At 36.1% G+C, this 14,090-nt stretch carries 11 protein-coding genes; 6 read left to right on the top strand and 5 right to left on the bottom strand.

Translation table 11 applies throughout. From position 1 onward, the window contains the following. Window positions 1–7: 7 nt before the first annotated feature. Both prsK and prsR read left to right on the top strand, forming a co-directional pair. Window positions 8–2,053 carry an XrtA/PEP-CTERM system histidine kinase PrsK gene (gene prsK / locus B7C41_RS18345; RefSeq protein ID WP_085300435.1) on the top strand — a complete coding sequence of 682 codons (2,046 nt, stop codon included), beginning with the start codon at window positions 8–10 and terminating at the stop codon, window positions 2,051–2,053. A 24-nt stretch (window positions 2,054–2,077) separates the two neighbouring features. Further along, window positions 2,078–3,427: a PEP-CTERM-box response regulator transcription factor gene (prsR, locus tag B7C41_RS18340; RefSeq protein ID WP_085300434.1), complete on the top strand. Its 1,350-nt coding sequence runs from the start codon at window positions 2,078–2,080 to the stop codon at window positions 3,425–3,427. Between the two features lie 62 nt (window positions 3,428–3,489). Here the strand turns inward: prsR and B7C41_RS18335 are convergent, their stop codons facing one another. Genes B7C41_RS18335 through B7C41_RS18315 form a run of 5 tightly spaced genes read right to left on the bottom strand, consistent with a single transcriptional unit; the run spans window position 3,490 to window position 9,229 of the window. Next, window positions 3,490–4,521 carry an XrtA/PEP-CTERM system-associated ATPase gene (locus B7C41_RS18335; RefSeq protein WP_085300433.1) on the bottom strand — a complete coding sequence of 344 codons (1,032 nt, stop codon included), beginning with the start codon at window positions 4,519–4,521 and terminating at the stop codon, window positions 3,490–3,492. A 4-nt stretch (window positions 4,522–4,525) separates the two neighbouring features. Then, a complete protein-coding gene (locus B7C41_RS18330; RefSeq protein WP_085300432.1) occupies window positions 4,526–6,145 on the bottom strand; it encodes a TIGR03016 family PEP-CTERM system-associated outer membrane protein in 1,620 nt (539 codons plus the stop codon). Next, window positions 6,108–6,968, bottom strand: a complete 861-nt coding sequence (locus B7C41_RS18325) for an XrtA-associated tyrosine autokinase (protein ID WP_085300431.1) — start codon at window positions 6,966–6,968, stop codon at window positions 6,108–6,110. The genes B7C41_RS18330 and B7C41_RS18325 overlap by 38 nt, the downstream gene beginning before the upstream one ends. 4 nt (window positions 6,969–6,972) lie before the next feature. After that, on the bottom strand, window positions 6,973–8,568 hold the full coding sequence (locus tag B7C41_RS18320; RefSeq protein ID WP_085300430.1) for an XrtA system polysaccharide chain length determinant: 1,596 nt from the start codon (window positions 8,566–8,568) through the stop codon (window positions 6,973–6,975). A gap of 37 nt (window positions 8,569–8,605) precedes the next feature. Next, a complete protein-coding gene (locus B7C41_RS18315) occupies window positions 8,606–9,229 on the bottom strand; it encodes an XrtA/PEP-CTERM system exopolysaccharide export protein (protein ID WP_235839775.1) in 624 nt (207 codons plus the stop codon). A gap of 240 nt (window positions 9,230–9,469) precedes the next feature. Here B7C41_RS18315 and B7C41_RS18310 point away from each other — a divergent pair, with 240 nt between their 5' ends. From B7C41_RS18310 to B7C41_RS18295, 4 genes are read left to right on the top strand one after another with little or no spacing between them, the layout of a single operon-like run. Then, window positions 9,470–10,879 carry a TIGR03013 family XrtA/PEP-CTERM system glycosyltransferase gene (locus B7C41_RS18310; RefSeq protein ID WP_085300428.1) on the top strand — a complete coding sequence of 470 codons (1,410 nt, stop codon included), beginning with the start codon at window positions 9,470–9,472 and terminating at the stop codon, window positions 10,877–10,879. 5 nt (window positions 10,880–10,884) lie between these two features. Continuing rightward, window positions 10,885–11,745: an XrtA system polysaccharide deacetylase gene (locus tag B7C41_RS18305; protein WP_085300427.1), complete on the top strand. Its 861-nt coding sequence runs from the start codon at window positions 10,885–10,887 to the stop codon at window positions 11,743–11,745. 7 nt (window positions 11,746–11,752) lie between these two features. Further along, window positions 11,753–13,252 carry an exosortase A gene (xrtA, locus tag B7C41_RS18300; protein WP_085300426.1) on the top strand — a complete coding sequence of 500 codons (1,500 nt, stop codon included), beginning with the start codon at window positions 11,753–11,755 and terminating at the stop codon, window positions 13,250–13,252. A 16-nt stretch (window positions 13,253–13,268) separates the two neighbouring features. Beyond that, window positions 13,269–14,081 (top strand): glycosyltransferase family 2 protein, encoded by an 813-nt coding sequence (locus tag B7C41_RS18295; protein WP_085300425.1) that lies wholly within the window; start codon window positions 13,269–13,271, stop codon window positions 14,079–14,081. Window positions 14,082–14,090: the final 9 nt, after the last annotated feature.

Genomic DNA, 14,090 nt, shown 5'->3' with positions numbered 1-14,090 from the left:
ACAAATCATGGATTTCATTGGTTCAATTGGCTTTTCCTTAGCAAGTGTCGCATATGCAATATTTACACTGCTTATTATCGCGGCACGAAATAATAGCTTACTGGCGCGTTGGGTTTTATTTTGCATTCTAGTGACACTGACCACTAATGTCGTTGCAGCCTTACAAATTAAGTTTGGTTATAGCTTACAGTGGGCGCTATTGGCTGATGCATTTAAAATAGCGTGTTGGTCGTTGCTTATCATATTGTTTAATACCGAGGATCGTAGTATTCGGATATTGGTTCGGAATTTCTACGTCCGACAATATGTCGCAATTTGGCTGCTCCTAATGGTCGGCTGTTGGTTTGTAAGCTACTGGCTAGATTATGCTTATGAATACATTTTCTTACTTTTTATTGTGCTCAATTTGTGGATGTTAGTGCTACTAGAACAATTATATCGAAATGCAAATTTGCAGGTACGGTGGGCTATTTGGCCTTTAGTTATCGCGTTAGCAAGCATCGCTATTTTTGATTTTGTACTATATGCTCAGGCCACTATGATTGATGGAATTGATTTTGATTTTTGGTATAGCAGAGGCTACCTAGCGTTATTTGTTGCTCCATTACTACTCATTAGCACACGTAGAGTGAAGAACGGTGAAGTGCGGATATTTGTTTCGCGTAATGTAGTTTTTTATAGTTCAATGCTAATGATAGCAGGTACTTACTTATTGCTTATGGCTCTTGCTGGCTACGTGATAAATTATGTCGGTGGTGAATGGGGAAGCTTTGTTAGTATTGGTTTCTTGATGTTAAGTGGTATCGTACTTTTCGCATTATTGATAACTGAATCTTTACGTCGACGAGTAAAAGTATTTATTGCGAAAAACTTTTTTGCTAATAAATATGAATATCGTGACGAATGGTTAAATCTTATTGAAAAAATTGAAACTACCAGCGGTGAAAGTCACTATCAAATGGCGACACAAATTATGATGTCGAAAGTTGATGCGCAACGTGGCGCTATTATAAAAAAAGTGACAGATCAACACTATCAACAGCAATATTGTCATAACATCAATATAGATGAAAACATTGAAGAACAACTAATTGAAGTAGGTAAATTCTGCCAACAGCAAGGCTGGATAGTTGATGTTAATGAATATGAGCAATCGCCTACTATTTACCCTGATTTAGTATTAGATACTGCTCGTTGCAAAGAATCAAATATACAAATAATAGTGCCAATCTTTATTGGTAAAGCTTTTTATGGTTTATTTGTCTTAGCGGATGAAAATAAGATAAAGCAACTAAATTGGGAAGATAGAGATCTACTTTTTGCGGTTTCTAAACAGCTGGGTAACTTTATCTCGTTATATGAGGCAACTGACAAACTAAGCGAGTCAAAACAATTCGATGCTTTTAATCGTATGTCAGCATTCTTAGTGCATGATTTGAAAAATGTTCAAGCACAGCTTACTTTGATAACCACTAATGCGGAAAAACACCGTAAAAATCCAGAATTTATTGATGATGTCTTTGAAACCGTTGAGTCGGCAACAGAAAGACTTGCAAAGGTTCTATCACAGCTGCGTAAGAAACAGGTTGAGCAGTCGAGCAATCGTAAAATTGATCTTGCCAAAACTATTGATAAGGTAGTTAATCAGTGTAACGTTCAGCAGCCCCAAGTGAATTTCGAGCATGATGGTAATTGTTTTAGTTTGATTGATCATGAGGCATTTCATTCTGTGATGCACCATCTCATACAAAATGCCCAAGAAGCGACGGAAAGTCATGGTTGGGTTAAGGTGACCTTAGCTGAGAAAAAACGTACTATTAGGATTACCATTGCGGACAATGGCTGTGGTATGAGCGAAGAGTTTATTAATACTCGCTTGTTTAGGCCATTTGATACAACTAAAGGTAATGCAGGAATGGGAATAGGGGTCTTTGAAGCTAAACAATTTTTTGAAAGTATGTTGGGTGTTATAAGAGTTGAAAGTACGCTTAATCAGGGGACTGTTTTCACCATAGACTTACCTTCCCATGCAAATAGCCCTGTAAATAATTAAGATTTATCATAAGGATTTCCGAGAATGGAAAAGTTGTTAATCGTAGATGACGATAAAGGTATTCAAAAGCAGCTAAAATGGAGCTTGTCAGATTACGATGCTGTCTTGGCTGGCGATCGCGAAAGTGCTATCGCCGCCGTGCGCCGACATGAGCCTAAGGTGGTAACATTAGATTTAGGGCTACCGCCAGACGAAACTAACGCTTCAGAAGGCTTAGCTGCACTACAAGAAATATTAGTCATCGCCCCCCATACTAAAGTGATTGTTATTACAGGTAACGATGACAGAAATAACGCGTTAACTGCGATAGCTGCTGGCGCTTATGATTTTTATCAAAAGCCTGTTGATACAGAAGTGATTAATGTCATTGTTTCTCGAGCTTTCAGCGTCGCGGCTATTGAAGAAGAAAATCGTAAAATGCGTGCCGTTGCCGGTAGCGATATTGGTATTATCGGTAATAGTGAAAGCATCGATAGATTACGTATGATGGTAAAACGTATCGCGCCGACTGCAATTACGGCATTGCTGCTAGGGGAGAGCGGTACTGGCAAAGAGGTAACTGCTAATGCCGTTCATTTAGCTAGTGATCGTAAAAATAAACCTTTTGTTGCGATAAATTGTGCCTCGATACCTGAAACACTTTTAGAAAGTGAGTTATTCGGTTTTGAAAAAGGTGCTTTTACAGGTGCGCATAGAGCAACAAAAGGAAAAATTGAGTGTGCGGAAGGTGGTACTTTATTTCTTGATGAAATAGGGGATATGCCTTATAGCCTGCAAGCAAAATTGTTACGTTTTCTACAGGAAAAACGTATTGAGCGCTTAGGGGGTCGACAAGAGATTGCAGTTGATGTTAGGGTCGTTTGCGCGACTAATCAAAACCTTGAAGAAATGGTTGCAGATAAAACCTTTAGAGAAGACTTATTTTATCGCGTCAGTGAAATAACTCTTAACATTCCTCCCTTAAGAGACCGCGATGAAGATGTTATTATTCTTGCGCAGTACTTTTTGCAACACTATGCCTCAGAATATAAGCGCAACGTTAAAAGTTTCTCTGAAGATGCGTTAAGTGCGATTAAAGACCATCGTTGGCCAGGTAATATCCGGGAATTGCAAAATAAAGTTAAAAGTTCAGTAATTATGACGACTGGCCGACAAGTCACAGCATTAGATCTTGGTTTTTTTGATCATCAAGAGAAAAGCTTTGAATTATCATTAAATTTACGTACGGTAAGAGAACGTGCAGAATCTATTGCTATTCAAAAAGCCTATGCCTTAGCAGATGGGAACATGTCAAAAACGTCAGAGTTACTAGGTGTGACTAGACCTACACTATATTCATTGATTGAAAAGTATGAATTAACAATTAATGACTAACTCTAGCTGATGAACTTAAATTTAAAACCGCTTTTTAGCGGTTTTTTTGTTGCAACGACAAGCTATTCATTCGTTCCAGTCGTAGCGTTAGTGTACATTCGGCTCTTTTGTTTCAAAAGCTTGTCTACATAGCGTGCCATTTTTATTTTTTCTTTAATGCTAGTTTCCAATATCTCTTCTACTTCGCGTAGCACATCTTTAATGCTTGCTACGTTTGCTGTTGAACTCAGCACTGCTTGATTAGGTTCAATACTTTGCAACTGTGCCCCGTTTAATGAGCCCGTAAGCTCAACTTCCATTTCTTTAGCTACTTCGTCAATTGAATCAACATCAATGTTATCTAGTTCTTCAAGAAAACCAAAAAGTAGTAATCTATCAACGAAAATGTTTATTTTTCGTGGAACACCTAAGGTTTTTTCATGGATGAGATCAAAAGCAGGAGCAGAAAATACTTCTGTTTTTTTACAACCAGCCTGCTGCAAGCGATGATTTATATACTCTTTAACTTCTTCGCTTGAAAGTGGCTTTAGGTGAGCTGATGCGATAATTCTTTGACGAAATTGCTCCATGTTAGGCGCTTGAATGATGCCTTTGAGTTCCTCTTGCCCCAAAAGAAAGCTTTGGATCAATGGTTTATTATCTAACTGGAAATTAGATAGCATTCTTAGTTCTTCAACACTTTCACTCGATAGATTTTGTGCTTCATCGACGATTAATAGCGCGCGCTTATCTTGCTGATGTAATTGTACGAGAAACCTTTCAATCGCCTGCAATAAATCAGCTTTGCTATCACCTTTTACAGTAATGTTAAATTCTGATACAACCAACTCCAATAATTCTTTCGGGTTTAATTTCGTAGTTACAAGCTGTGCTGCCACAATATTAGCATCGTCTAAGTTACTTAGTAAGTTACGAGCTATGGTCGTTTTCCCAGTGCCAATTGGACCAGTAACTACAATAAACCCTTCACCTTGATCTAAACCATATTGTAAATACGATAGAGCACGCTGATGATGGCTCGAGGCAAAAAAGAACCGAGGATCAGGGCTTAACTGGAAAGGCCTTTCTTTAAAACCATAATAACTTTCATACATTCGACTAAAAACCTTTGGTCATTTGGGCGCTAATGCGGCCTTCTTCATAGTTGAGGTCGGCACTATCTGAGCTTCTATCTAAATAGCTCATCGTAAGGCTGAGGGATAATGCACTATTCAATGATTTCTCATAACTAAGTTGATAGCGGCGATAACGGTCAACACGCTCTAGTTCAGTATCAATTTGTAGGTTTGTTTCAGTATATGAGATGTCGAGATTTACGCTAGATCGTCCACTAACATTGCGTTTAACTTTAAGACTTAGGACATTTGATTCATCTTCGATACGAGTATCAAGATTATCACGACTCTGCTGACTAGCGCTCAAATTAATTGTGGTGCGAGCAAGTTCTAGCGTTGAATTCCAATTTAAGGTCTTATTGAGTGAAAAGACATTATCTTCTACTAAGATAAAATCTTGAATCGGGAGGATACGGTAACCTTGATCATTCGGATCATTTGGATTATCAGGAATAATTGTACTACCATCTTGAATGGTACACTGTTCGATTGATGTCACATTATTCGGGCATAGGTAGAAGCCAATAATATCATTAATAAAATTATTGCGTGTTAATGTTTGTACATCTTCTACGTAGCTGATGGTATTTGTTAAACGCTTATTCTTATGACTAAAATTAAGGCCGTAGCTGTCACCAAAAAATCGCTCTGAGTAGTTTGCCTCTAATGTCGTTCTAATAGACGGCTGCCATTGAATCGCTGTATTTATATAGTCACCTTGTTTTTTACCATCAATATCAAAATTGTTACCGATAGGTTTGTTATAAGAACTATCTATGTATAACCGCGGAGAAATCAACAAACGAATACCGAAACCGTATGAATTGGATTCAGTCGAATTGCTTCCATTACCTAAATTACCACTATTGTCTTCATCATAATAACGGATAAATGGATTGATTTTGAAATCAGTAATCAAGCCTATTTTTACTTCACTTTTGCTTAGTTTTCCATCTTGGGAATTATTCTTCAGCTCTTGAAAGCTATGCTCGACCCGCCAAAAAATATGACGAGCACCGGAGCCGTTAGTACTATTAAGTGTTGCAACTACGCCTTCTCTATCACCGATATTATCTTCTGATTTCGTTTGGAGATAACTAATGCCTGAGCTAACGATAAAAGCGCTATTATTAATATTATATTCTAAGCCTGCATTGTAGGTTTCTACTCGACTGGTATCTGCGGAAATAACATCAGCTAAGGCATTTCTACTGGTATTTCGAGCTTGATTTGCAATGTTTATATCGGCGACTAATGCGATTCCGTTTGGCCACAGTTGCAAACGTAAATCGCTGGCTAATGTGTGATAATCATTATCTAGTTCGTGATTATGGCTATAGAGTGCGTAGTTACTTTGTGATAAAAAATTGAAAGTTGTATATTGTGCTTTATATGTAGAATCAATGCTAATACCAGTCTGGCTAACCAAACTAGATATTTCATTATTAGATACTACACCAACATTATCGGTATAGGTTTCGTTAATTAATATACTCGGAGTAAATTGCCAATCACCGGCGAAGGTGAAGTTCGAGCAGATTAATGTGAGGTATACGATGCATCGTTTAATCTTGTGCACCGTATCCATAGCCATAGTAACCATACAAGTCCTTATGAGATCTTATTGCTTTATTAAGTACTAATCCTACTGCTAAATCTTCATTGAGGTGCTCAGTCGCTGATTGTATATCCGCAATTGAACTTTTGGATTCTTCAACAACAATAATAGCTTGTCCCATTAAGTTGGCTAATACCAAAGTTTCGGTAACCCCAATTAGTGGTGGGCAATCAAAGATAACTATTCGGTCCGGGTAGCGATTTGCTAATTCATTCGCCAATGTAGCCATTTTTTCACTGGCTAATAGCTCGTTAGATAAATGATGAGGTTTTCCCGCCGAGATTAATTTAAGTTTATCAATATCAGTATTATAAATAACGTCACTGACTTGTTCTGCTTTACCGAGCAAATATTCAATAATACCTGGAGTTTCATCAAGCCCTAGTTCACGAATAACACTAGGTCGAAGTACATCAGCATCGACAAGTAACACTGTTTTGTCTTTTTCTAAAGCAATACTCAATGCTAGGTTGATAGCAACAAAAGTTTTTCCTTCATTTGGCTTAGCACTACTAACCATAATCAAGTTGCTGTTTTGTAATGTTTTTGAGTTGCTTCCAAAAGCATTATTGAGCAATTTACGCTTAATTTGACGAAATTCATCTTTGATACTTTTTCGAGTGCCAGTATCTATTAAGTAACCTCGTTCTTCTAAGCTTTCTTTATCAAGTGCTAATGTCGGCTTATCAGTTGTACTTTTTTTATTTGCTATAGCTGTAGTTGCAACATTTGGTTCAGAATTATCAATTTCAGGAACTGTTTGATTGTCTTTTTGTTGCTTAGCTAATGCTTTTTCAATGATGCTCATAGGTTTATAGAACTCCTCTAATCGGCGCTAATATGACATCTGGTGCAATCGCATATAGTATAAAAAAAGCAAGGACAATAAATAATGCGCTGTTAGAAAATATAAATATTAATGTTTTTCTTCGATACCACTGTTGTAACCCTAGGTTTTCAGTCGCAGATACAATACCGAAAACCGGAATACCTGTAGCCTTAGATACTTGACTGCTGGATGTAACTACTGGATTTATTTGACTAAATAAGAGTGATAACCCAATACCAATGCCAAAGCCTAATATAGTTGCAGCAATCAAAAATAAAATTCTTTTTGGACCTGCTGGTTCTGTTGGCGCTCTAGGTGGATCAATAACCTTAAATTGAATTGAACTGGTGTTTTCATCTGCTTGCTGTGCTAGTAGTGCTGTCTCTCTTCGGTTTAAGAGTTCTTCGTATTTAGTTTTAGTAATTTTGTAACCACGATTGAGTGATGTCAACTCAGCTTCAATTTCAGGCAGTATATGAATTTTGCTTTCAAGTTCTTTAACCTGTTGGCGGTAATTATTTGCGCGAACACTGGTTGAAGCAACGATATTTTCAAGTTGGTTAACCTGGATTTGTAACTGTTGAATAACAGGGTTTTGACTTATGGATAACTTATTGGCATCACCATCTTGGGTCGTATTCAAATATTCGCTAATTTCTTTGTTACGTTGTTCATTTAAACGATCCAAACGACGCTTTACCTCAACAACATCTGGATACTTTTCAGTGTATCGTAATTGTAAGGTGTCCAGCTTTACTTCTAATTCAGAAATTCGTTCGTCGTATGTAGTTTCAATGCTACTAGAATTCTTAATTTTATTTTGAGAGGTATTATTGTTATTATTTGGTAAGGCAACTAATTGCTTCTTAGCCGATTTAAGCTGAGTTTCTTGCTCAAGTAAACTTAATTCAATTGTTTTAAGTTGTTCTTTTACAATGTTTAATTTTTGATAGTAACCGCCATATTGATCAGGTAATAAACCGCTATACTTTTGCTTAAAATCTGTTAATCGTGATTCAGCGGACAGTAAACGATCTTCATAATCTTTAATTTGCGTATCTAAGAATTTTTGAGCCGAATTTGAGTCACTACGATTTTCACCTAACGTGTTCTCGATAAATACAGTAAGGACAGAGTTTACGACATTTTTCGCCATTTCAGGGTCTGAATTTTGATAAGCAACTGTAAAGATATTTTCTTTACTGCCACCTGTTTTAGTTATATCAATATTCTCCTTCAATTCAGCAATTAACTCTTCATACGCTTCTGGAGTATCCGCCTGCACATCAAGGTCTGTCATGCGGGTAATTCGTTCTAAATTAGGTCGGCTTAAAAGCGTTTTAACCATTAAACGAATTTGTACTTCTGGGTTAATGCCAACAGTTAACCCTTTTAATAATGGTGCAAGAATAGATTGTGTATCTGCATACACGCGCGCTTCAGATTCGTAGACATTGTCAAGTTGGGAAATGAAAACCCAAGCAGGAGGGCATATCAACCAAGTCGAGATAATAATAAATCGTCGTTTAAGCCAAATACCTTTAAGGTACCCGACAAATTGTTCTATAATTTCTTGCATTCTTGCCCTCTAAAACAGGTAAAAAAATCTAACGAGCTTAAAACCATGTTTCAGGTATTACAATAATGTCGCCGGGTAAAACATCGACATTAGCCGAAATTTCTCCATTTTTGATTAAATCTTCAATATATATTTCATATTGCTTTTGTTGGCCATTTTTAACTCTAACTAAAACAGCGCCATTGCCATTAGCGAACTCTGTTAGACCGCCAACACGAATCATTACATCTAATAATGTCATGTGCTGAATATAGTTGATTGATTGTGGCTCTGTAGCCTCACCAATAACTCTTATTTGCTCGCTAAATGGTCCAATGAATTGATTGACCGTAACGGTAACTACAGGATCTCGTAAATATGTAGCTAAAATTTCTTCTATAGAACGAGCCAATTCAGTTGGTGTTTTCCCTGATACGGGAATATCTTCAACTAATGATGTGGTAATCATACCGTCAGGGCGTACAGTAAATGAACCCGACACTTCAGGATGGCGCCAAACGAAAATATTGACTGCATCCCCAGCTCCTATTAGGTATTTGTAAGAGGATACATCAGAGGTATTCGATTGATGAACTGTAGCAGGAGGTAATGTAGCTGTACTGCATCCAGTTACGATGTAACTTAATGCAAGAAATAAAATCGCCTTTATTGTATTAGTCATGTGCTTTTCCATGGTAATTAACCTTCTTATTTACAACCGTTTTTATCTAAGCTATCTGATTGTATTTGATTTTTACATTCGATGCACATTATTTAATTGCCATAAACAAGAGTAATTGGAGTATTTTTAAATAGCCTATTGTTTACATTTGGCAATAGATCAATTCTAATACACTGCTTAAAAATAAAAATATACTATTCTTGATTTATTTTTCTTACCAGAAAGGATTATTCTAAACACATGTCTAGCCCAAAATTTCGTGATTTATCTGCGGGTAGCAAGTCTCTAGTCTTGATTGAGTTTGTCTGTTTTGCAGGCGCATTATTGCTAAGTTTATATCTCAATAGTCTATTTCACTTTATTACTTATAATAGCCAAGATGTTGCTATGAATATTTTATTTATTCATGCCATTATTTTTGCTTTAGTCGTGCAATTGTCATCATTGGCTATGGGGCTTTATAACTCAAAACTAAGAGAGAACTTTCGAGGAGTTGTTCGGAGGTTATTAGTTTCAGTAGCGATTGGCTTTTTTATCGTATCACTTATCAATCCGTTTTATGGCGCTGGCGCTCTGGGTATTGAATTATTGGCAATGGCAGCATTAATTAGTCTTGTTATTGCTAGTGGTGTGCGCTATTTAACATTGCAAATTGATTTCTTTGGTTTTAATAAGCGTAATATTCTGGTGCTTGGCGCAGGAGAACGAGCTTCCATTATCGAAAAGCGTATGCGTCGTGATGTTGATCGTCAGGGTTTTTTTATGCACGGTTTTGTTGTTATGAATGGTGATAGCGAAGGTGGTATTGTTAATGAAAATAGAATTAAGCTAGACGGGTCATTAGTCAACTACGCTCTCGAGCATGAAATTGATGAAATTGTTGTTGCCAATGATGAACGCCGTGAAAACCTGCCTGTTGATGAATTATTTGCTTGTAAAATTCGCGGTATTGAAGTCACTGAAATTTTAGATTTCATTGAGCGTGAAACAGGGCAGATAGCCGTTAACTTGATTTACCCTAGTTGGGTCATTTACTCAAATGGCTTTGCCTCAGCTAACCATTTGCGAAATACCTTAGATTGGGTCTTTAACGCTGGCATGGGATTTGTTTTACTGATGGTTACTTGGCCAATCATGCTGATTACCACAATATTAATTAAGTTAGACGAAGGCTTTAAGGCTCCGATATTTTACTGTCAAGAACGTGTTGGGTTGGATGGTCAAACTTTTAGCATTGTTAAGTTCCGTAGCATGCGCATCGATGCGGAAAAAAATGGTGCTCAAATGGCATCTGAAAATGATGATAGAACAACAAAAATAGGTAAATTTATTCGCAAATATCGCATTGACGAATTACCACAAATTTATAATGTGTTGTGTGGCGATATGGGGTTTGTAGGTCCAAGACCTGAACGACCTGAGTTTGTGCAGCAGTTGATTAAAAATATTCCTTATTATAATGAACGTCATAATGTGAAACCTGGCTTAACTGGCTGGGCACAACTCAAGTACCCTTATGGGGCAACAGAAGAGGATTCGTTAGAAAAACTTAAATATGATTTATACTATATTAAGCATCGTAGTTTTTTACTCGACCTTTTAATCTTAATTCGAACAGTAGAAATAGTATTGTTCGGTAAGGGAAGGTAAGTTTCATGAATAAAATTATTAATGCAATGACGGTTGATGTTGAAGATTATTTTCATGTTTCTGCCTTTGAGAACACGATACCAAGATCGAATTGGGAAAAAATGCCCTTAAGGGTTGAACGTAACACATATCGGTTATTAGAGCTGTTCGAAAAATATAATGTTAAAAGTACATTTTTTACTTTGGGCTGGGTTGCAAAACATTGTCCGAATTTAATAAAGGCTATCGTAGATCAAGGGCACGAATTAGCGAGCCATGGGTATAGCCATAAACGTGCAACTGAGATGACTCGAGCAGAGTTTTTTTCTGATGTTGAGCAAAGTAAAAATATTCTTGAAGAACTCTCAGGTAAAAAAATCGTTGGTTATCGTGCCCCTAGTTTTTCAGTCAATGAAACCAACACGTGGGTTTATGATGTACTTATTGAGTTAGGCTTTCAATATAGTTCTAGTACATATCCTATCAACCATGACTTATATGGTGTACCTGATTGGCCTCGTTTTGCTTATCTGCGAGATGTAAGTGATCAAAAACTAATAGAAATACCTATTCCGACTATCCGTCACCGTGACATAAATACGGGCATCGGCGGAGGAGGATATTTTCGGTTATACCCTTATTGGCTTTCTAAAAGGCGTATTGATAAATTTCATAAATTGGAACAAATGCCCTATAACTTTTATTTCCATCCTTGGGAAATCGACCCCGATCAGCCTAGAGTAAAAGAGGCGTCGTTAAAATCAAAGTTCAGACACTATGTAAATTTATCACGCATGGAAGGTAAATTAGAACAACTATTAAAAGAATATCAATGGGACACGATGAAGAGTGTTTATTTACATAAAAACGCAAAAATAATGGAATAGTTTACGTATGCCAATTAACAGGTATTTCACTAATGTCCTTCTAGTCAGTTGCATAATATTATGTATGTTTTTTGCCTTTAGCAGCTCGTTCACTCGACTTGTTCAAATATGGCAAAGCTCCAACACCTATGGTCACGGCTTTTTAATTTTTCCTATCGTCCTTTGGTTGGTTGAGCGAAAAAAACATGTGCTTGCACAAATTGATACTAAACCCTCTTTACTTGCTTTATGTCTTATCGGTTTAACATCGTTCTTTTGGTTTATTAGTGCTTTGTCGTATATTAATGTTTTAGAGCAATTCGTATTATTCAGTTTGTTTATTGTTTTAACTTGGGCTTTTTTTGGTTGGAATATAGTACTTTCATTAAAATTTCCATTAGCTTTTTTATACTTATCAATTCCTATTGGAGATTTTTTAATTCCTTATCTGCAGTTTATTACCGCGGATATATCAGTCTTTATGATAAACGCCTTAGGTATTCCAGTCTTTCGGGATGGTATGTATATACAAATACCCAACGGAAATTTTCATGTTGCAGAAGCTTGTAGTGGAATTCGTTTTTTAATTTCAACTATTACCATAGGTATTTTATATTCTTATCTAAATTTTAATCGATTATATAAAAAAATTGTATTCGTACTGCTATGTTGTGTTGTTGCTATTATTGGGAATGGATTAAGAGCTTTCTTAATGATTCTTATTGGTCACTTATCTGATATGCAAGCGGCGGTTGGTTTTGATCATTTAGTATATGGCGGAGTGTTTTTTACCATCATTTTAGGCTTGTTGTTTGTTATTGGTTACTATATGACTGATGCAGAAGATAAAGAAGACGAGTGCAACCGAATTGAAATAAAAAAAGCACCTCAAAAATATCCTTCTGCAATATTTATAACTATTGCTTTGTTGTTTTTATTCATAGGGCCTGTATTAAAATATAAATATGAAAGTCATTTAGATTTATTGGTATTTCAAAAAGCTAGTCATTTGGCTGAAAAGCCTTCTATAAGAGCTCCCTTTAAATTTAACAATAATTGGTTACCAAGTTTTCCTAATGCTGATTCTATGTATCTCTCATCAAAGAGCTCAAGTAATACTAATGTTGATATTTTTATCGCTAATTATGAGTATGAGACAGATGAGAAAGAAGTTATTGGTTATAAAAATAGACTATTTAATACAGATTATTGGTCTATTAAAAGTATCTCGACAAATGAAATGATAACTAATAAAGGTGATTCAATACCTTACAGTTCGTATTCTATTGTCAATATACAGGGTGAAGAGCGTAAACTTAGAGTCATATATAGAGTAGGCAGTCATTTATCAGCAAGTAGAGTCCAATTTAAATTGCTACAGCTAATGAACAAAATAATGATGACCGACCTAGGTGGGAAGGTTATTGTATTATCATCAGCTAATGAACATAAAGCCGATAGAATGTTAGATAGATTTATGTCTGAAAATTTTTTTGAAATTAATCAACATGTAACTTTGGCTCAATAAGGAAATATATTAAATCATGCTCATTTCTACGGTTATACTTTCATATAATTCGGTTAGCCCAATACAGCGATGTTTAGATGATCTGATTAGCTCGCTATCGGTGTTTGATGAAGATAATGAAATATTTATTGTTGATAATGGTTCAAAAGACGGTAGTGTCGAGTTAATAAAACAATATGAAAACGATTATCCTGAGCTAATTAAACCTATTTTCTTTAGTCAAAATACAGGAACAACCTATTCCCGAAACGCCGCTTTAAGAAAAGCTACGGGTAAATTTGTTTTAGTATTAGACTCTGATGCTTATGTTAATCACAAGGCAATTGAAAGTTTAATTTCGTATTTAGAGGAGCATTGTGATGTTGGTATGGCGGTACCTCGACTTTCTTACCGTAGTGGTAACTTTCAACTATCTTGTGATGTATTCCCAACGCTTATTCATAAATTTAAACGCTTTTTATTTTTAAAAAAAATAGAATCAAAACCACATGAATTACAGTCCACTAAAACGGCTACTAATGTCGATTATGCTATTTCGGCATGTTGGATGCTATCAAGGGAAGCTGTCGATAGAACGGGCTTATTTGATGAAAAAATATTTTATTCTCCTGAAGATGTCGATTATTGTTTAAGAGTATGGGAGAACGGCTTTAAAATTACTTATATTCCTTCTGCTGAAGTTATTCATGACGCTCAAGAGCTTTCACGTGGTTTCAAGCTATCAATTTTTCACTTTTCGCATTTAAAAGGACTTTTTTACTTAATGAATAAGCACAAGTACTTTTGGGGCTTAGGGAATCTTTATAAACGACTGAATAGATTTAGCTAGGTTTTAAGG

The sequence above is a fragment of the Cognaticolwellia mytili genome (genome assembly GCF_002104475.1).
Lineage (GTDB): Bacteria > Pseudomonadota > Gammaproteobacteria > Enterobacterales > Alteromonadaceae > Cognaticolwellia > Cognaticolwellia mytili.
This window is presented reverse-complemented; position numbering and strand designations above follow the sequence as displayed.